The 19613-nt window shown below is 55.7% G+C and carries 18 protein-coding genes; 13 read left to right on the top strand and 5 right to left on the bottom strand.

From position 1 onward, the window contains the following. Positions 1-35 precede the first annotated feature (35 nt). Both FBR45_RS02740 and FBR45_RS02735 read left to right on the top strand, forming a co-directional pair. Positions 36-833, top strand: a complete 798-nt coding sequence (locus FBR45_RS02740) for an ion transporter (protein WP_138499107.1) — start codon at positions 36-38, stop codon at positions 831-833. Between the two features lie 29 nt (positions 834-862). After that, positions 863-2791 (top strand): DNA polymerase III subunit gamma/tau, encoded by a 1929-nt coding sequence (locus FBR45_RS02735; RefSeq protein WP_138499105.1) that lies wholly within the window; start codon positions 863-865, stop codon positions 2789-2791. A gap of 58 nt (positions 2792-2849) precedes the next feature. On the opposite strand, the gene FBR45_RS02730 is transcribed toward FBR45_RS02735, so the two are convergent. Next, complete coding sequence (locus FBR45_RS02730; protein ID WP_246082087.1) at positions 2850-3974, bottom strand: UDP-N-acetylglucosamine--peptide N-acetylglucosaminyltransferase SPINDLY family protein; 1125 nt, start codon at positions 3972-3974, stop codon at positions 2850-2852. An 88-nt stretch (positions 3975-4062) separates the two neighbouring features. Here FBR45_RS02730 and FBR45_RS02725 point away from each other — a divergent pair, with 88 nt between their 5' ends. The 11 genes from FBR45_RS02725 to FBR45_RS02675 all read left to right on the top strand — a co-directional run bounded on the left by FBR45_RS02725 (position 4063) and on the right by FBR45_RS02675 (position 14100). Next, on the top strand, positions 4063-5298 hold the full coding sequence (locus FBR45_RS02725) for a M16 family metallopeptidase (RefSeq protein WP_138499103.1): 1236 nt from the start codon (positions 4063-4065) through the stop codon (positions 5296-5298). Then, positions 5295-5771 (top strand): 2-C-methyl-D-erythritol 2,4-cyclodiphosphate synthase, encoded by a 477-nt coding sequence (gene ispF, locus FBR45_RS02720; protein WP_138499101.1) that lies wholly within the window; start codon positions 5295-5297, stop codon positions 5769-5771. The genes FBR45_RS02725 and ispF overlap by 4 nt, the downstream gene beginning before the upstream one ends. 16 nt (positions 5772-5787) lie before the next feature. Further along, on the top strand, positions 5788-6930 hold the full coding sequence (locus FBR45_RS02715; RefSeq protein WP_394344353.1) for an amidohydrolase family protein: 1143 nt from the start codon (positions 5788-5790) through the stop codon (positions 6928-6930). A gap of 55 nt (positions 6931-6985) precedes the next feature. Next, positions 6986-7693 (top strand): thioredoxin domain-containing protein, encoded by a 708-nt coding sequence (locus FBR45_RS02710; RefSeq protein ID WP_138499099.1) that lies wholly within the window; start codon positions 6986-6988, stop codon positions 7691-7693. A 10-nt stretch (positions 7694-7703) separates the two neighbouring features. Continuing rightward, positions 7704-8819: a mandelate racemase/muconate lactonizing enzyme family protein gene (locus FBR45_RS02705; protein ID WP_138499097.1), complete on the top strand. Its 1116-nt coding sequence runs from the start codon at positions 7704-7706 to the stop codon at positions 8817-8819. Continuing rightward, positions 8816-9496 (top strand): lysoplasmalogenase, encoded by a 681-nt coding sequence (locus FBR45_RS02700; protein WP_138499095.1) that lies wholly within the window; start codon positions 8816-8818, stop codon positions 9494-9496. The genes FBR45_RS02705 and FBR45_RS02700 overlap by 4 nt, the downstream gene beginning before the upstream one ends. Then, the gene (locus tag FBR45_RS02695; RefSeq protein ID WP_138499093.1) at positions 9493-10059 is read left to right on the top strand and encodes a GNAT family N-acetyltransferase; all 567 of its coding nucleotides are present in this window, start codon (positions 9493-9495) and stop codon (positions 10057-10059) included. The genes FBR45_RS02700 and FBR45_RS02695 overlap by 4 nt, the downstream gene beginning before the upstream one ends. A 71-nt stretch (positions 10060-10130) precedes the next feature. Beyond that, positions 10131-11414, top strand: a complete 1284-nt coding sequence (locus FBR45_RS02690; RefSeq protein ID WP_138499091.1) for a serine hydrolase domain-containing protein — start codon at positions 10131-10133, stop codon at positions 11412-11414. A gap of 40 nt (positions 11415-11454) precedes the next feature. Next, complete coding sequence (locus FBR45_RS02685; RefSeq protein WP_246082086.1) at positions 11455-12096, top strand: Uma2 family endonuclease; 642 nt, start codon at positions 11455-11457, stop codon at positions 12094-12096. 138 nt (positions 12097-12234) lie between these two features. Continuing rightward, positions 12235-13281, top strand: coding sequence for an aminopeptidase (locus FBR45_RS02680; RefSeq protein WP_138499089.1), 1047 nt, complete (start codon positions 12235-12237; stop codon positions 13279-13281). A 30-nt stretch (positions 13282-13311) separates the two neighbouring features. Beyond that, on the top strand, positions 13312-14100 hold the full coding sequence (locus tag FBR45_RS02675) for a DUF3108 domain-containing protein (RefSeq protein ID WP_138499087.1): 789 nt from the start codon (positions 13312-13314) through the stop codon (positions 14098-14100). Here FBR45_RS02675 and FBR45_RS02670 read toward each other — a convergent pair. The 4 genes from FBR45_RS02670 to FBR45_RS02655 all read right to left on the bottom strand — a co-directional run bounded on the left by FBR45_RS02670 (position 14086) and on the right by FBR45_RS02655 (position 19568). Further along, on the bottom strand, positions 14086-15399 hold the full coding sequence (locus FBR45_RS02670; RefSeq protein ID WP_138499085.1) for a sensor histidine kinase: 1314 nt from the start codon (positions 15397-15399) through the stop codon (positions 14086-14088). The two genes, FBR45_RS02675 and FBR45_RS02670, sit on opposite strands and share 15 nt — an antisense overlap. A gap of 78 nt (positions 15400-15477) precedes the next feature. Continuing rightward, positions 15478-16875: a sigma-54-dependent transcriptional regulator gene (locus FBR45_RS02665; protein ID WP_138499083.1), complete on the bottom strand. Its 1398-nt coding sequence runs from the start codon at positions 16873-16875 to the stop codon at positions 15478-15480. 165 nt (positions 16876-17040) lie between these two features. Continuing rightward, a complete protein-coding gene (locus FBR45_RS02660) occupies positions 17041-18234 on the bottom strand; it encodes an ABC transporter permease (RefSeq protein ID WP_138499081.1) in 1194 nt (397 codons plus the stop codon). Between the two features lie 92 nt (positions 18235-18326). Further along, the gene (locus tag FBR45_RS02655; RefSeq protein ID WP_138499077.1) at positions 18327-19568 is read right to left on the bottom strand and encodes an ABC transporter permease; all 1242 of its coding nucleotides are present in this window, start codon (positions 19566-19568) and stop codon (positions 18327-18329) included. Between the last annotated feature and the right edge of the window lie 45 nt (positions 19569-19613).

Below are 19613 nucleotides of genomic sequence, written 5' to 3'. Positions count from 1 at the left end.
TGGTGCGTAGCTTGCGATGGACCAACCGTACGGCCATGCTTACCCTCCGCAAAAATCTTTACCGGATTCTGGAAACCTCGACGGGCAAACGCCGGGGTATTAGCCTGATTTTTAACAGCGTACTCCTGTCGATCATTACGCTGAACGCCCTGGCCATCGTCTTGCATACGGTGCCCGAGTACAACCGGCGCTACGAACGGCTTTTCTACGACTTTGAGCTGTTTTCGGTCGGGTTCTTTACGATCGAATACCTCATCCGGCTGTGGGTATGCGTCGAGAACGAGCGGTACCATCACTGGTTCTGGGGACGGCTTCGGTATATTGTTTCGACCCGGGCCATTATCGACCTGCTGGCTATTTTCCCGTTCTACTTTACGCTCTTTGCTACCGATCTGGCCGTGGTCCGGATTCTGCGCCTGTTCCGTATTTTCCGGCTGTTTCGCATCTCGAAATACTCGCACGCCTTCCGGGTCATTGTGGCCGTTATCAACGATAAAAAAGAAGAGCTGATTTTGGTGCTCACCTTCGTGGTATTCATGCTCATCATCGTATCGAGCGTCATGTATTACGTAGAGCACCCCATCCAGCCCGATAAATTCAGCAGCATTCCGGCTACGATGTGGTGGGGAGCCAGCGCCATGACAACCGTCGGTTACGGCGACGTCTACCCGGTGTCGCCCCTGGGCCAACTCATTGGTGGTCTGTCGGCTATGATGGGTATTATGCTGTTTGCACTACCAACCAGTATCCTGGTATCGGGTTTCTCAGAACACATGCGAACCCGCAAAGGCAGCCCCCGGCAACGCTGTCCACATTGTGGGGCGGAGATTTGAAATCCGCCCCCGACCTGCTAACTTGCAGTATGGAAAATTTCGTGGTCTCGGCCCGCAAGTACCGCCCCGCTACCTTCGATACCGTCGTGGGTCAGGAGCATATTACGACTACCCTCAAGAATGCCATCAGGACCAATCATTTAGCCTCGGCGTTTCTTTTCTGCGGGCCGCGCGGGGTTGGCAAGACCACCTGCGCCCGGATTCTGGCCAAAACCATCAATTGCCAAAACCTGACGCCCGAGGGCGAAGCCTGCGACCAGTGCGAGTCGTGCGTCAGCTTTTCCCAGAATGCTTCCTTCAATATTCACGAGCTCGACGCGGCCTCGAACAACTCGGTTGAGGATATCCGGAACCTGATCGATCAGGTCCGTTACCCACCCCAGTCGGGCAAGTACAAGATTTATATCATTGACGAGGTGCACATGCTCTCGTCGGCGGCTTTCAACGCCTTCCTGAAAACGCTGGAAGAGCCGCCGGCCTACGCCATTTTCATTCTGGCCACCACCGAGAAACACAAGATTCTGCCCACGATTCTGTCGCGCTGCCAGATCTTCGACTTCAACCGGATACAGCCGGAACACATTGCCGGTCACCTGGCCAAAATAGCCAGCCAGGAAGGCATCACCGCCGAGTCGGAAGCGCTGGACCTGATTGCCCAGAAAGCCGACGGCGGTCTGCGGGATGCGCTGTCGATGTTCGACCTCAACGTAACCTTCGCAGCCGACCGGATCATTCGGTACAAAGACGTGCTGGACAACCTGCACATTCTCGACTACGACTACTACTTCAAACTGACCGATCTGCTGCTGGCGGGTAACCTGCCGCAAAGCCTGCTGACGGTTGATGAGATTTTGCGCAAAGGATTTGACGGGCACCAGTTCATCGTCGGCCTGTGCCGCCACTTCCGCGACTTGCTTGTCTGTAAAGATGCGGCCACGGTTCAGCTGCTCCAGGTAACGGAAAACGTTCGGCGGCAGTACCTCGACCAGGCAGTCCGCGCCCCCATGTCGTTTCTGCTGTCGGCCCTCAGCCTGGGCGGTCAGTGCGACATGAACTACAAAGCGGCCAAAGACCAGCGGCTGCATACCGAACTGTGGCTGATGAAACTGGCCAACCTGCGCAACGTACTGGACTGGGAAGCCATACCGACCCTGTCGCCCAGCGGATTACACCCAGCCAGCCACCTTGCCAGCGGAGACCCCGCCGGCGAAAAAAAAAACGACGGACCGACCCGCAGCCAGCTACAGCCCACGCCTGATAGCCCCGTACCCAGCCCACCCGTCCTGATCGAGTCACACCCGTTTACGAGTGAACCCGTCAATGGGTACCACCCGACAACGCCCGCCAACGGCCAGCCGGCCAGCCCGACCGCCTATGCGCCCCCCGTCCCTGACCGACGACCGGTCGAGCCGGTGCCCGTAGCCCCCGTTCCGGTTGCCGCTACCGCCGACCGCCCGACCAAGCCCGCCCTGGTTCCGCCCGCGCGACCCGCTACCAGCAAGCTCCGGTCGACGGTGCCGCTGACCACCGCCATGGCAAAGCCAGCAGCAGAAACCGAAACTGACGCGCCGGTAGCTCCTACGCGGCCCGATAAATCGTTTGATTTTGATCAACTTCGTTCAGCCTGGGTGTCGTTTGCCCGGCTCCGCCAGCAACAGAACGACTCGGCCAGCGAACAGCTGATTCTGAACCGCGACATTGAGCTCGACAGCCTGACCGTTCGGCTAACGCTCGACAATACGCTACAGGTAGGCATCCTGAATGACTTCAAAGTAGAGCTGGTCACTTACCTGCGCAACCAGCTCCAGAATAGCCAGGTACAGGTCGAGCACGAAGTCAGGCTTCAGGAGGTGAAGAAAATGATTTACAGCCCGCAGGATAAGTACAACTACCTGGCCGAGAAGAACCCGGCCCTGCACGACCTGCGTCAGGCCCTCAACCTGGAGGTCGACTACTAACCGGAAGCTACCGAAATCAACTCAGCAACGCGGGGCCTCCGTACACAAATCGAGTTGTTTACTTACCCCGGGCCTCCCGGATCAGCGATTTGTACTGCGCTATGGCCAGCGCCTTTTTGTAGTACAGCTTCGCCGTTTGCTGGTTGTTGCTGCGAGCCGCAATGCGGGCCAGGCCAGCATAGGCCATGGCCTGATACTCCTTCGTATAAGCCGCATTAACTGGTTGCCGGAGCGCGGTCTGATAGGCACTGGCCGCTTCTTTATCGTCGCGGTCGGCCTGCTCGGCCAGTATTCCATCGAACGTATACACAGCCAGGGGCAGCAGTTGCCGGTTGCTCATCTGCTTCAGCCGCTGTACATAAGGCCGGGCTTCGGCGTAGCGACCTGCCAGCAACAGCGCTTCGGCGTTAATCATCCCGAACAGCGGGTTATTGGGGTATTTATCGGCCAGGTATTTGGTAAACGCAACCGCCCGGCCCGGCTGGGTTTCGTGTTTCAGAAGCACATGCGCCAGGTAATAGTTGGCACCGGCCCGCATGAACAGCGCCCGTTTGGCAGCAATCTCCATCTGTTTCAACCCCAGGGCCATATCGCCGTCATCGAAAAATACCATAAACGGCCGCACAACCGGATGGTCGATGGGGTAACGCTCTACATAATAGTTGTATAAACCCGTCGTAAAATAAAAGTCGGGGTTTTTGTCCATGAGCTGGAACCCATCTTTCAGATACCCGTACGATTTGCGCGACTCCCCGACGGCCTTAATCGTTTCGTTCTGGTTGTTGTACAACGCAGCCAGATAACTATGCGCCGTCAGTGCAAAGAAAATACCTTCCGGGTCCTTGTCGTTTCGATCGAGCAGGCGCTTCGACAGGTCGAGACCCTGACCAACCGCCTGTATGAACTGGGCTTTAGCCGCCGGGTTCTCGTGAATGGGTACGTATTGCAGTTCCAGCTTGGTAGCCAGCAGAATAGGCCCGATAGGATGTTGCGGATAGCGGGTGCGAATCTGCCGAATCTGTTCATCAGCCTGGGTGAACTCCATGCTGTAGATATTGTCCAGCACGCGCTGAACGGTTTGCTGGGCAGCCGGGTCGGTCAGCACCTGGGCCGGAGCCAGTCCGGGCAAAACCAGCAGCAGGAGCCCGATGAAGAAGCGGAAATGTACAGAGAACGGTGTCAACGTATAGCGGTTGATTCTGTACGGCCGGAACCGTACTTTTGTTGAGTGCGTATTATCTAACGAGGGCTATACGCAAAAGTTTTCATTCATGATTCAGTACGAACAGTTTACGCTGGACAACGGCCTCCGGGTGTTTGTCCATGAAGACGCCACCACTCCCCTGGCCGCGGTCAACATACTTTACAACGTCGGCTCGCGCGACGAAGATCCCGGCCGGACCGGATTTGCGCACCTGTTCGAGCACCTGATGTTCGGCGGTTCGCAACACATTCCGAGCTACGACGAGCCGCTGCAACGCGTAGGGGGCGAAAACAATGCTTTCACCAGCCCCGATATCACCAACTATTACATCACGCTGCCGGCCGCCAACCTCGAAACCGCTTTCTGGCTCGAGTCGGACCGGATGCTGAGTCTGTCGTTCGATCCACAGGTGCTGGAGGTGCAACGGAAAGTAGTCATCGAAGAGTTCAAGCAACGGTATCTGAACCAGCCTTACGGCGATGTCTGGCTGAAGCTGCGCCCGCTGGCTTATCAGCAACATCCGTATCGGTGGGCAACCATCGGTAAAGACATCAGCCACATCGAAAACGCCACCCTCGACGACGTGCGTGCTTTTTTCTTCCGCTATTACCTGCCCAACAATGCGGTCCTGGTCGTAGCCGGCAACGTAACCGTCGAGGAAGTAAAACAGCTTTGTGCCCGCTGGTTTGCGCCCATTCCGGCCGGGGCTCCTTATGTGAGGCAGCTCCCGCAGGAAGCGGTGCAGCACGAAGCCCGCAAACTGGAAACCAGTGCCAAAGTGCCGCTCAACGCACTCTACAAAGCCTGGCACATGCCGGGTCGCTTCGAGCCGAACTTCCAGACGACCGACCTCCTCAGCGATATGCTGGGCCGCAGTAAATCATCGCGTCTGTATCAGAAGCTCCTGCGCGACAATCCGCTTTTCAGCAACATAGGTGCGTACATTACCTCGTCGCTCGACCCCGGTCTGCTGGTCGTACAGGGTACGCTGAACGAAGGTATTTCGCTCGAAGAAGCCGACGCGGCTGTTGAGTCGGTTATTCAGGAATTTATCGATCAGGCCGTACCGGACGAAGAGCTGACCAAGGTAAAAAACCAGGCCGAAGCCACGCTGGCCTTCTCGGAGGTTGAGTTGCTGAACCGCGCCATGAACCTGGCCTACGCTGCCAACGCGGGCGATCCCGAACTGGTCAACCAGGAAGCCGCCCACATTCAGGCCGTCACGCCCGACGATGTGCAGCAGATGGCCCGGCAGGTACTGCGCCCCGAGAATTGTTCGACTTTATATTACCGCGTTGCATGAAAATCCGGGTCGGACAGGGCTACGACGTCCATAAACTCGTAGCAGGCCATCCGTTCTGGCTTGGCGGCATTGAGATTCCGCATACCCACGGCGCCTTTGGGCATTCAGACGCCGATGTGGTTTGCCACGTCTTGTGCGACGCCCTGCTGGGAGCCGCCAACATGCGCAACATCGGTTACCATTTCTCAGATAAAGACCCGCGCTGGAAAGGCGTCGACAGTAAAGTGCTGCTGGCCGAGGTGCTGCGGATGGTGCGCGAAGCGGGCTACGAAGTCTCGAACGTCGACGTAACGGTTGTGCTGCAGGAGCCGAAGCTGAATCCGCACATTCCGGCCATGAAAACCTGCCTGGCCGGGGTTATGCAAATTCCCGAAGACGATATATCCATCAAAGCAACCACCTCCGAACACCTCGGCTTCGTAGGTCGGCAGGAAGGCATAGCCGCCCACTGCGTAGCGCTTATTTACAAATAGCCAGAACCCCGATAGTATGATCCATCTAACTCTACAACCGCGTTACCTGATGGTTGCCCTCGCCCTCATCGTGCTGAATGCCTCGCTTGCGCAGGCTCAGAAACCGGCCGATATGCCGCTGGGATTTGAGGAGTACGATCCGGTATCGACGCTGAAGGTACCCGAGCATAAGCTGACCCGCGCCAAGTTTCCATTTATCGATGTGCACAACCATCAGTTTCAGATGGACAAGGCTGACCTGCGGCCGCTGGTGGCCCAGATGGACAGCCTCAACATGCAGGTGATGGTAAACCTGAGCGGACGCGGCTGGGGTAATGTGGCCGAGAACACCCGGTTCTTTACCGCAGCGGCCACCAATATCCAGAAAACGAATCCGAAACGGCTCATCCTGTTCTCCAACATCAACTTCGATGACATTGGCAAGGCGGGCTGGACCGATGAGGCCGTAAAAACGCTCGAGGCTGACGTAAAAGCCGGAGCCAAAGGGCTGAAGATTTACAAATCGCTGGGTTTTAGCGTGAAAGACGAAAAAGGCCAGCGCATTCGGGTCGATGATCCACGGCTGGACCCGATCTGGGCCAAATGTGGGCAGCTGGGCATTCCGGTGCTGATCCATACCGCCGACCCGAAGTCGTTCTGGGACCCGATGGATCGCTACAACGAGCGCTGGCTCGAACTTAAGCTCCATGCGGGCCGCAAACGCTCACCTAATGACCCCGTTCCCTGGGAGCAACTCATTGCCGAGCAGCACAACGTTTTCCGAAAACATCCCAAAACGACCTTCATCAACGCACATATGGGCTGGTATCCCAATGATCTGGCTAAACTGGATAGCCTGATGCAGGTATTCCCGAACATGAACGTCGAAATTGGAGCCGTCATTGCCGAGCTGGGCCGTCAGCCTCGGGCCTCACGCCAGTTCTTCGAGAAGTATCAGGACCGGATTCTGTTCGGTAAAGACAGCTGGGTGCCGAGCGAATACGCTACCTATTTCCGGGTGCTTGAAACCAACGACGAGTACTTCCCCTACCACAAAAAATACCATGCGTTCTGGCGTATGTACGGCATGGGACTGCCCGACGAGATCCTCAAAAAAATCTATTACAAGAATGCACTGCGGATTATTCCGGGGCTGGACAAGAGCCAGTTTCCGCAATAAATGAGGCTTATCTGTAGCAGACTGGCCGCTGTATATCCTTCAAAAAATTAATCTGATGAACCGGTTCCTTATCCTTTCGCTCTGTTTCCTGTGCCTGATGGGCCCGTCATCCGTCCGGGCGCAGAACCTGTCGACCGATGACTTTGAGCAACAGCTGAAGAAAACGCCTGGCGCTCAGCTTCTCGACGTCAGAACCCCCGGCGAGTTTGGCGGTGGCCACCTGCCGGGCGCCACGAACCTCGATTTCAGAAATCCCGCTTTTGGCCAGAACGTGGCCAGCCTCGACAAGACCAAACCCGTCTACGTCTACTGCCTCTCGGGCGGACGCTCGGCCGAAGCGGCCAAACTAATGCGCGAACAGGGGTTTGCGTCGGTCTATGAGTTGCAGGGCGGCTACCTGAAGTGGACCACCAAACTAAAACCAATCGAAGGCGCCAAAGCCAGCCCGACCGCCAAAGCCATTACCCCTGCCGAGCTGAAAGCGTTATCGGCCAGCAATCAGCTGGTGCTGGTCGATTTCTACGCACCCTGGTGTGCGCCCTGTCAGAAAATGATGCCGATCATGGAGCAGCTGCAAACCCAATACGCGGGTAAAGTGCTGGTGGTTAAAGCCGACGCCGACGCCAGCAAGGCTCTGATGCAGGCTTATCAGGTCGACGAAATACCGACTCTGCTTCTGCTCAAACAGGGTAAGCTGACCGAGCGACTGATCGGCCTGCAATCGGCTGCTTACCTGACCGACCTGCTCGATAAAAACCTGTGACCGGCTGCCCATGATCATTACCCGAATCAACCTCTACGCCTACAACATCCCGCTTAAAGCCCCCATCGCCATTTCGCTGGGCACCATTGACAGCGCCCGGAATATACTGGTCGAAATTCAAACCAGCGACGGGCTGACGGGCTGGGGCGAAGGATCGCCGTTCTGGATGATCGTTGGCGAAACGCAGGCATCGGGCATGGCGGCTGCGCAGGATATGGCCCGGCTGCTGCTGAACCGCAACCCGCTCGATATTGAGGGCTGCGTGACCACACTGACGCGTTATCTGCCCGGCCACGTCACCACCCGATCGGCCTTCGATATGGCCCTGTACGACCTGGCCGCCAAAGCCGCCAACATGCCGCTGTACCAGTTTCTGGGCGGCTCCCAGCGTTCGCTGGTCACGGACGAAACGATCTATATCAACACCCCCGAACGCATGGTCGACGACGCCTTGCGGATTCAGGCAAACGGGGGCGAAGCCATCAAGGTCAAACTCGGCACCAACCGAATCGACGACATTCGGCGGGTAGAGGCCATCCGAACCGCCATCGGCGACACCACCCCCATCCGGACCGACGCCAACCAGGGCTGGGACGTGGTTACCGCCCAGGCCGTACTGCGAGCCATCGGCAACTGGAACGTACAGTATTGCGAGCAGCCCATCCGGCGACACGACATTGCGGGTCTGCGACAGATTCGGCGCAGCTCGCCGGTACCGCTCATGGCCGACGAGAGCCTGTTCGATGCCACCGACGCCATCCGGCTCGTTCGGGATGAAGCGGTCGATTATTTCAATATCAAACTGGCCAAAAGCGGAGGTATTTTCGACGCACTGGCCATCAATGCCATTGCCGAAGCCAGCGGTATTGCCTGCATGATTGGCTGCATGTCGGAGTCGCGGCTGGCACTTACAGCCAACGCACACTTCGCAGCGGCCCGGCAGAATATTCGTTTCTGTGACCTAGACGCCTGCTTCGAGCATGCCATCGACCCCGTACAGGGCGGTATCGTATACAAGGGCTACCAGATCGAGCTGTCTGACGAGCCCGGTATCGGCGCCGACGTTGACCCCGCGTTTCTGAACAGGCTGGAGACAATCAGCATCAGCGGTAGTACGGCCTTATGAATACCATTCCGCCTGACCGTCGGTTCGCGCTACTTTTCGCCCTTGTCACCGGCCTGGAGCTGGTGGGCGATCTGACGCAGATCAGGTGGCTGCACTACATCAGCAAGCCGCTCATTGTTGGGCTGCTGCTGGCCTGGTCATGGCGGCACCGACGGGTTGGTGGACTATCGATGACGGTCTTACGGATAAGTCTGGTTTTTGCGCTACTGGGCGATGTGTTCCTGATGATCCGGGAAGTCGATCTGTTTGGCCTCGGGCTGGCTTCGTTTCTGATCATGCAACTGGGCTACTGCGTTGTGTTCCGAATGCGGGGGGCGGGGCAGTCCGTTTCGCTGCCGACGGTCGGCCTGCTGGCGCTACCGTTCGTCGTCTACGCAGGCAGTTTTCTGCTGATTCTGCAGCCGACCTTCCGAACCAATCCTGCCCTGAACGGCCTCTGGACCCCGGTTGTCGTTTATGTTATCTGTATCAGCACCATGGGTCTGCTGGCTGCGCTCCGCCGGGAACAGCCGGGCTATGGCCCTGTACTGATCGGAGCACTGCTGTTCATGGCGTCAGACTCGGCCATTGCGATCAATGCCTTCCTGACACCTTTTGCCGGAGCTACGGTATTCATTATGAGCACGTACGCAGCGGCCCAATACCTGATCGTTACCCATATTCACCCCACCCAATGATTACTATTACACTGGCTCAGACCGATGACGACCTGCGCGGCATACTGGCTCTGCAACAAAAAAACCTTGTCCGTCACCTACCGGCCGATGTGCAGGCCAACCAGGGCTTCGTCACCCTTCAGTACAGCCTCGACCAGATGCAGCAGATGCACGCCGTGGCGCCGAGCGTTGTGGCTAAAGAAGACGACCAGGTTGTAGGGTACGCCATTACCTCGGCGCCCGAGACGCGGACGTTTCTGCCGGAGCTGGGTTCCCTATTCGACCAGATCGACTCGCTAACCTACGAGGGGCAGTTGCTGAGTCAGTACCCGTATTACGTAATGGGGCAGGTTTGCGTGGCTGACAGTCACCGCGGCCAGGGTATTTTCGACCGGCTTTACGAGCACCATCGGGCTACCTACAGCCACCGCTACCGGATGCTCATCACCGATATTTCGATTCGGAATACCCGCTCCTTCCGCGCTCATGAACGCGTGGGGTTCCGCCCTGTTCACCAGTTTTACGAGCCCGGCGCGGGTGAAACCTGGACCGTTGTTGTGTGGGATTGGCAATTGCCGGGCTGAGTGGGTAGAAACAAACCCGGCCCGCGTTCTTTCCTGGTAAGCCCCCTTTCACCGACTGACCAGACTGTTTCATGCGCTTCGTTCTTTTGTTTTTGTTCGTAACGACTACCCTGCTCGCCCAGCCCCGACCACAAGCTTTTACCACCGCCCGCACACCCACCGAAGCCGGTTTCTCGACCGGGCGGCTCAAGCGGATCGACACCTTTCTGCAAGGATTAGTTGACCAGGGTATGGCCCCAAATGCGGTTACGTTCGTGGCCCGCCGGGGTAAAGTGGTTCATTACAAAGCGTTCGGGTACAGCAACCTGGAGAAGAAGACGCCCCTCAAGCGCGACGACATCTACCGCATTGCCTCACAGTCGAAAGCCATTACGACGGTAGCGCTGATGACGCTGTTTGAAGAAGAACGGTTTCTGCTCGATGACCCCATTAGCAAGTACATACCGGCGTTTAAGAATCCCAGGGTACTGGTTCAGTATGACCGCAAAAACCCCACCGGTGGCAGCTACGAAACCCGACCGGCCCGGAGCGAGATCACCATTCGTCAGCTGCTGAGCCATAACGCCGGTATTCCCTACGAACACCCCCTCGATCAGCGACCGGAATTTACCGTGCCGTTTTTCAATTCAACCGCACCCGACAAACTCGAAGACGTCATAAACCGGCTCGCGGCCCGCCCCCTGCTCAACGACCCCGGCACCGACTCGACCGGCAAAGGCTTCGTTTATGGCCTCAACACCGACATCATCGGGCGGCTGGTTGAGGTGTTGACCAACCAACCCCTCGACGTCGTTCTGCGCGAACGGGTGCTCGACCCGCTGGGCATGGCTGATACCTATTTTTATCTGCCGCCCGGCAAGGCCAGTCGCCTGGTTGAACTATACGACAAAGGCAATGCCGACAAACCGCTGGTGCTACACCCGAACAAAACCTACCGGCAGTATGCTGTTTCGGGCGCCAGAACCTATTTTTCGGGTGGGGCGGGCCTGGTCAGTACCGTAGAAGACTACGCCCGGTTCTGCCAGATGCTGCTCAACGGCGGCACATTCAACAACCGGCGTATTCTGGGTCGGAAAACCGTTGAGATGATGGTTCGTAATCAAATCGGCGCGGCCGAGGTATGGGATCGGCGCGACAAGTTCGGATTGGGATTCCAGCTCATTACCGAAGGCACCCACTATGGCGATCAGGCTACGCCGGGCGCCTATACCTGGGGCGGCATGTATTGTTCGGAGTTTACCATCGACCCCAAAGAAGAGCTGATTCTGCTCGTTTTCACCAACGTTCAGCCCTATGCTCATTACAGCGACTTCGTCCGCAAGTTCCGCACCGCCGTTTATCAGGCCCTGGAATAGATTTCGTATATTTGATTGATGCAGCTCAACCTACTACGACATGGAGTCAATACCCAGAAAGCGCCGGTCTATCGGTAAAGCACCCGCCCAACGCGCTGCTTCGATACCAGATTCACTGATTTACGAAATGCTTGACGGTCGCCCACTGTATTATTATGGCTACCGTGAGGTATTGGCAGGCCGCAAAACCACCGAAGAAATTATGGGGTCGAGTACATTGCAATGGGTGTTGGTGTCTTACTTCATGGAGCTGATGATTTTAACCCTGGACCGCAAAAAATATCGTTTTGCCTCTAATGAAGCAGGCGTTCACCTGGACCACCGCAGCAACCTTTCTCACGACGTGGCCATCTACGACCGGACTATACTGACGCCCGACAAGATCAATAAAAAGTATGCTGATGTACCCGCTACACTGGTCATCGAAATCGATGTTAAGGCTGATTTGTCCAACGTTGAAGATCGTAATTACGTTAACTTAAAAACACGCAAACTGCTCGACTTTGGCACCAGCAAAGTCATATGGGTTTTCACGGATTCCCAGCAGGTGATGGTGGCTGAACGTCAGGCAGAAGCCTGGCTGACGATGGACTGGAACCGGGAACTCGAATTACTGGACGGACAGGTCTTCAACATTGGCGACTACTTGTCTCAGGAAGGTATTGACCCAACCGGTGAGTAGCCGATGCCAGGTAATCACCCTATTTGCTCGAAGCAGCTCGTTACCGACAAGCTGTTGACCGGATAAAAAACCAATATTGGTACGCCCTGCCGACAAATCTCGGCAGGGCGTATTTTTGCCCTTATCTTTTTCCAACCGATGCGTAAAAAAATTGCTCTTATCATAGTGGGGGTACTGGCCGTTCTGCTGGTCTGGCAATGGGAGTATGTCAGCTATGGCTACATGCAGGCCAGGGGTCAGCTCCGTATCATGCTCAACACTCAACCGGTTGAGGAGGTGCTGACCAACCCGGCCTACCCCGACTCGTTGAAACAGAAAATAGAACTTATCCGCGAAATCAAGCGTTTTGCCATTGATTCATTGCAGCTCGATCCATCGGGCAGTTACGAATCGTTTTATGATCTGAAAGGCCAGCCGCTGATGTGGATGCTAGTTGGATCTGAAAAATATAGGCTTGTACCGGTCGAATATCACATTCCGATATTGGGCACGTTTTCGTATAAAGGCTTTTTCGACCGCGACCGGCTTGTAGAAGCGGATACGGCCTTACGAAAGCAAGGATACGACACCCGAATCAGTGAGGTAGCTGCCTATTCGACATTAGGATTTTTTAAAGAACCCATCCTATCGAATATGCTGTCCCGAACGGAAGGTAGCCTGGCCGAACTGATTATTCACGAGCTTACCCACGGTACGCTGTTTGTGAAAGATAACCTGGAGTACAACGAAAACCTGGCCGATTTTGTGGGCGAGTACGGCGCCCAGCGATTTCTGGCCCGGAAGTACGGCGTTAACTCTACTGTTTATAAAGACTATCTGGCATCAAAAATGTACTACGAGCGCTACGATGATCACGTACTGCGCGGTACCCGGGCGCTCGACAGCCTGTATGGGACCTTTAAACCCCAGACGGCCGAGGTAGTCAAAGATTCATTGAAGTGGAAGATGATCCGGCAAATCGTCAGTTCGGCGGATACATTGACCGATGAGCGGAGTCCGTCAGGAGTTCGTTCGGTAAAAAAGAGACAATTGAGCAAACTAAACTTACCGAATAATGCGTATTTTATTGGCTATCTCACCTACCGGAAACAGCAGAATCGGTTTCGGCAGGAGTTTGAAAGCCAATTCAACAGCGATTTCGGGCGGTATCTAACATACCTGAAACAAACCTATCCATCTTTGTAAGTGAGGTCCGGCCAACGGGCTGTTGTTGCTATGAAGAAGTATTTGATTGGTCTTGGTGTTATTTCGGTGCTGGCATCGGGCTTTACAGCACTGAACAGCTACCGGCGTGTCGTCAACACGAGCTTTGGGCCGGGCGAACATCTGGAGTACCGGGTTCACTACGGGTTTCTGAACGCAGCCGAAGCCATCGTAGACGTTAGTCCAACCCTGTATAAAGTAAACGACCGAGCCTGCTACCGCGTTAACGTTGACGGGCGGACGGTGGGGGCGTTTGACCTCGTTACGCGCATCCGCGATACCTGGCGGTCGTATATCGATACGTCGGCCATCCTGCCCCAGAAATTTTATACCAGCCTTCAGGAAAACAGCTATCGCAAGGAAGAAAACATTACGTTCAACCACGCAGCCAATACGGTAAAAGCGGAAGAACGGACCGAGCGCGACACCTTTAAGGTACCCGATAATGTACACGACTTCATCAGCGGCTACTATTTCCTGCGGACGATCGATTTCAACCACATGGCAAGCGGGCAGGTGCTCGAAGTACCCGCTTTCTACGACGATACGGTCTATAACATGAAGGTGCGGTATCGGGGCAAAACGGTCGTTAAAACCAAACAAGGCAAAATCAACGTGATCCGGCTTAACCCGGTGTTGCCGCAGAACAAGCTCTTTAAAGACGAAGAGTCAATCCGGATTTTTGTGTCCGACGATACCAACAAAGTACCTGTTAAAGTTGAAGTAGATCTGTGGGTGGGATCTATGGTGATGGATCTGCGCCAGAACAGCGGCCTCAAACAGCCTTTACGCTTCTTCTAGACCACTGAGCAAAGGCCTGTTCCAGCCAATCTGAAAAACCGTCCAACCGTCGGGGTTGGTACGGAGCGAAAACGGAAACCCGTGGTTGAGCAAAATCTCCCGCGTGAGTGTCAGGCCAATACCCTGCCCGTCGGCTTTGGTACTGAAAAACGGGTTGAACAGATCAGCCGCTACCGAGGCCGAAATGGGTTGCCCGTTGTTTCGAACCTGTACCTGCTGATCGGTTAGCCGCAGTTCAACGACCTGCCCCGGCTGGCAGGCTTCCAGCGCATTTTTTATCACGTTGACCAGCACCTGCTCCAGTTGCCCGACATCGATTGGCGCGTAGACCGGCGTGTCGGGCGCAACCGCCGAGAGGTTGACCCCCCGCTTTTGGGCCTGTGGCTGCATCAGCCGCACCACGTTCTGAACCAGTTCGGTCACGTCGGAACGCACCGGGCTGGGAACCGGCAACCGCACGACATCAGCAAACCGGCGCATGAACAGGTTTAGCCGGTCGTTTCGCTCAATAGCAACCCGCACCGCTTGACGGATGTCGGCATCCGGGAGTTCGGGTTCGGCTATGGTCAGAATAGAGTTAACGGCGCCGATGGAGTTGTTGACCTCGTGCGCCATCATGCGGATCACCTTTCCGTAGGCCTTCTTCTCAGTCTCGACGATCTCGGCCGTTAGTTCTTCAATGAACAGAAACTGCCGCTCAAACCCCCGATCGATGAACTTCCCGCGCATGGCCCGGTAGGTTTCTACGCCGGCCAGTTTAATGGTATGCGGCTGATCGGGAGGGAGAGCGCTCAGTTGGGTCAGCAACGGATGACCGGTGGCCGATAGCGGTTTAGCCAGCAGGTCGTGATCCGATAGCTTCAGCAGCTGACGGGCTTTCGGGTTGAGAGCCGATACGCGTTCATCAAAGTCGAAAATAAGTAGTGCGATCGGCGACGCGTCGATCAGTTTGTTCAGGAAGAACTGCTGCTCGGCCTGCCGCGTCCGTTCGTGACGCAGCTGATCGATCATTAGGTTATACACCCGAATCAGCTCATCGACCTCTTCATTACCCGTCGGGACAAACTTGATGGTAAAGTCTTTTTCGCGAATAGCCTCGATACCCGACGCAATAAAAGCCGATGGTTGCCGAAAGGTGCGGTACAGACGAATGGCCACGTAGAGCGACAGCAGAATGAATACCTCGGAGGCAATGAACAGAAACTTATGCTCTTTCAGCAACTGAAATACCAGCCCGACCAGCACCGCATGAACGGCCAGCATATAAAGCAGGTAACGCGTTTGAAAATTGAGGTGCATATCGTCTAAACGAGCCAGGGCGGGCAATATACCCGGTACCAGCCCGGATACGGGCCCGACTGCCGCTGGTTATGGCCTTTAATCGTCGGTATTGTAAGCGATGCCGTACTTTTCGAGTCGGCGGTAGAGGGCAAACCGGGTGATACCCAGCGCCCGGGCCACGTTAGCGACCCGGTTGTTATGAAAAGCCATGGCCCGCTGAATCATCTGAAACTCCATTTCCTCAAGCGTCATCGTTCCTACGGCCGGCATACCCGCGCTGGCTGCCGAGCCCGCCGGGCGCGAACCCAATGGATTAACGTGCTTCTCGAAATCAGCTACGGTCAGGGTGTCGGCGGGGGCCAGGAGCACCGCCCGTTCCACGACGTTTTTCAGCTGGCGGATGTTGCCGGGCAGCGACAAGCCCTTCAGCCATTGCAGCGCGTCTTTGCCGACCTGTAAGGCGGGTCGATTATAGAGCGTTTTCAGGTTGTTGATAAAGAACGCTACCAGTTTGGGAATATCGGCCGGACGCTCGCGCAGGGCCGGAAGTCGTACAGTAATCAGGTTGATGCGGTAGTACAAATCCTCGCGAAACAGGCCCTGGCTCACCATTTCCTCGAGATTTCGGTTGGTGGCGCAGATGACGCGCACGTCAACGGTTCGGGTCTTGCTGCTGCCAAGCGGTTCAAATGTCCGGTCCTGCAATACCCGCAGTAGCTTGACCTGGGCGGCCGGGTCGAGGTCGCCGATTTCATCCAGAAAAATGCTGCCTTTGTGGGCCAGCTCGAACCGACCCACCCGGTCGGACCGGGCATCGGTGAAGGCGCCCCGCACATGACCGAATAGTTCGCTCTCGAACAGGGTGCTCGATATGCCGCCCAGGTTAACTTTAATGAACGGCTGCCGCTTTCGCCGGCTGTTCTGGTGGATGGCTTCGGCGATCAGTTCCTTGCCCGTACCGCTCTCGCCCGTGATCAGGACCGGCGCATCCGTTGGGGCTACCCGCCCAATGGTCTCCAGCACCTCGAGCAGCCGGGGATCTTCGCCCACAATCGTATCGAACTGAAACCGCTCGTCCAGCTGACGCCGGCCCGCCGATACCGGCTCGCCCACAGAACGACCAGTACCGGCCAGCTGCAGCGCCGTCTGAACAGACTGAAGCAAGTGGTCATTTTGCCAAGGCTTGGTAATAAAATCGCTGGCCCCGGCTTTCATACCCGCTACGGCCAGGTCGATACTGCCCCAGCCCGTAATCAGAATGACCGGCACGCCCGGTACGCGCTCCCGGATGTACCGCAGGAGCCGCAGCCCATCATCGCCCGACGTATCGACCGAAAAATTCATGTCGAGCAGAATCGCTTCGGGAACCTCCTGCTCCAGCACCTCCCGCGTTTCGAACGGTCCGTCGGCCACGCGCACAGCGAAGCCTGCCTTGCGAAACAGCAAAGACAGAGACGTTTGAACAGCGCTATCGTCGTCGATGATGAGGAGCATATAAATCGTTGAGAACGAATGGATTTTGGAAAACCCGAAATACTGTCATTCCAATGATTGCAGTGTAGTGGTGCGGTGTTAAACGTTAACTGACTAGTAACGTAATTCATTGTATGACAAAAAACTCGACCATTCCTCACAAATCAGCCCGAACCTCTGGCTCCGCTACTCGGCATGCAGGGCTACGGCGGGTTGTACGGTAGCGGCCTGCCGACTGGGCAACAAGGCGCAGAGCGTAACCAGCAGGTAGATAACCGCTACCGACACCCCAATAGCCGTCAGGTATACCGACGACTTCAGGTTAAACACGTTCAGCAGCGGAAACTGCCCGGCCAGCAACAGCCCCAACACCAGCGCAAAAGTAGCCAGTACCCACATTTCACCCACAAATTGCCGTGAAATACGACGCTCCGTAGCCCCCAGCGCCCGACGCAGCCCGATTTCGCCCCGGCGTTTGGCAATGCTTACGTTCAGCACGCCAAACAGACCCAGCGCTACGTTGATGAGCAAAAAACCACTTACGATCAGGAAGATAATAACGGGCACCAGCGCGATATTGTGCTGATTAGTCCGCTGGTTTTCGAGGTAGGAGACTTCTACAGGCCAGCCTTTGGTGAGCAGGCCCAGATCGCGGGTCAGTTTTGCCTCGAAGCCGGCATCGGTGCCGGGTTTTACGTTCAGCAGCATTGATCGGGTATAGTTCCGATCCTGACCTTTGTTCATCTGAAAAAGACCGGGCAGGTTTTCCTGGTACTCCCCCCTGGGTTTGAAGTTCCCGACAATACCTACAATCGTGAAATAATCGGTCGACTTGCGTTTATCATCGGCCCCACCGAAAGCAATCTTTTTACCCAGGGCAGGCTCGTCGCCGAAGAGTACTTTCTTCAGGGGGGCGTTGATAACCAGCGTGCGGGCGTCGGGCAGCTCGTCTGACTTATCGAACCAGCGGCCTTCCAGCACCGGCACACCCAGGGTTTTGGGCATATCCAGATCCGTCCGGAATTGCTGAGCCAGCACCGTTGCTTTGTTGTTGGTTACATTCCCATTCGATGAGTTCATAGAGTAAGGCAGGTTGCTGCTGAACACCGTGGCGGATTCTACCTGCGGATACGACAGCACCCGGCTTTTAATCTGCTGCATGATATCGCCGATGGTTGAGTCCGCCTGCCCGCGGGCATCGAATCCCAGCGCCCATCGGTTTTTATACTCGAAGCCAATGGGTTCCTGGTAGTTCTGAAGATTATAAACGATCAGGCTGGTAACGCCGAACAGTACTAGAAACGAAGCCAGAATCTCCACAATAATCAGCAGATGACTTCCTTTCTTATTCCACATAAGTCTGATGATATGACGTAACATAGGAATGAGTGATTGGGTGATTGAGCGGTTGAGCGAGTTAGCGAGTTAGCGATTGGAAGGTTCACTCAATCGCTAACTCACTCAATCACTCATTATACTTTCAGTGCGTCGGCAATGGGGAGTCGGGACATGCGGAAGGCGGGAGCCACTCCCGACAGTAAACCGAAGATCAGGCAGATCAGGATGCTCACGGCAAAAACCGTAAGGTTGAGCGTCAGATCAGCTTTGGCAATCCACCCACTTTGGTTGATGTAGGCAATAATCAGCGTCGACAGCACCAGCGCAATGGCTCCACCGATGAACGTGATGAACAGGTTTTCGACAATGAACTGCCCGATCAGGGTTCTGACGGGCGCGCCGAACGCTTTTCGGATGCCGATTTCAGAAGCCCGCTCCATGATCCGGCTTACATTCAGGTTGACCAGGTTAATAGCCGGTAACGCCATGAACAGGAGCATGAACAACCCCACTACGGTGTAGAAAATACCACTGACCGACCGGTCGAAGAAGTTACGGAGCCAGGTACCCAGATACGTTTCGGCGCCGGTTTCGATGACGCTGAACCGGAAACCGTTCGATTCGTTTGGCAACGGAATCCGGCTGATCGCCTGATTGTATTCATCCTGAATCGCCGACATATCGGCCGGGGTGCGGGCCAGGATCAGGGCCGAATAGCCTCCCGAAAAACCCTTGCTCAGATCGGGCCGGTGGGTGGCCGTAGCGGGCATGTACAAATCGGCCGACGTAACGGGCCGGGTAACCGGCACGCCCCGCACCACACCAATAACCCGGAATTCACGGCTATCCAGGGTTAGGTATTTGCCTACAACGGGCTGGTCTGTTTCGCCGAAGTACTGTTTTTTCAGGTTGTCGGTAATGACCATGACGTTGTCGCCCTGTTTCATGTTCTGCTCGTCATACGGTTTACCCTCTACGAAATCGAAGTCAGTAACGGTCCAGAACTGGGCGTCGGTATGCTTGATCCGGAGTTCGATACGCTTGTTGTTGACGTACGTATTGGCAAACTCGAACAGGGTAGTAAGCCCTACAGTCTCCGGCGTTTTCAGCGTTTTTACGTAGCGCTGCATAAACTCGTAGCTGCCCAGACTGTTATTGTGCGACTGCTGGAGCGAATCACTGAGCGAGATTATCTGAATATACAGCAACCGATTACGCCGGTTTTCGGGGTAGTGGCTCCCGATCAGATGATCCAGAAACGAGGTAATCACCATCAGTACGGTCAGCGTCAGGCTGATGCCGAAGAGCGTGATGAAGGTGTAGAACGGATGCCGCAGCAGGACCTTCCAGGCTATTTTTATGTAGTTCGTGAACATGGCTTTTTAGAGAACGGGTACGTGATGACCGATGAGCAATGCGAT

Origin of the sequence: Spirosoma lacussanchae (assembly GCF_005870035.1) — a bacterium.
GTDB lineage: Bacteria > Bacteroidota > Bacteroidia > Cytophagales > Spirosomataceae > Spirosoma > Spirosoma lacussanchae.
The sequence above is the reverse complement of the archived record's forward strand: the minus strand, read 5'-3'. Positions and strand labels throughout refer to the sequence as shown.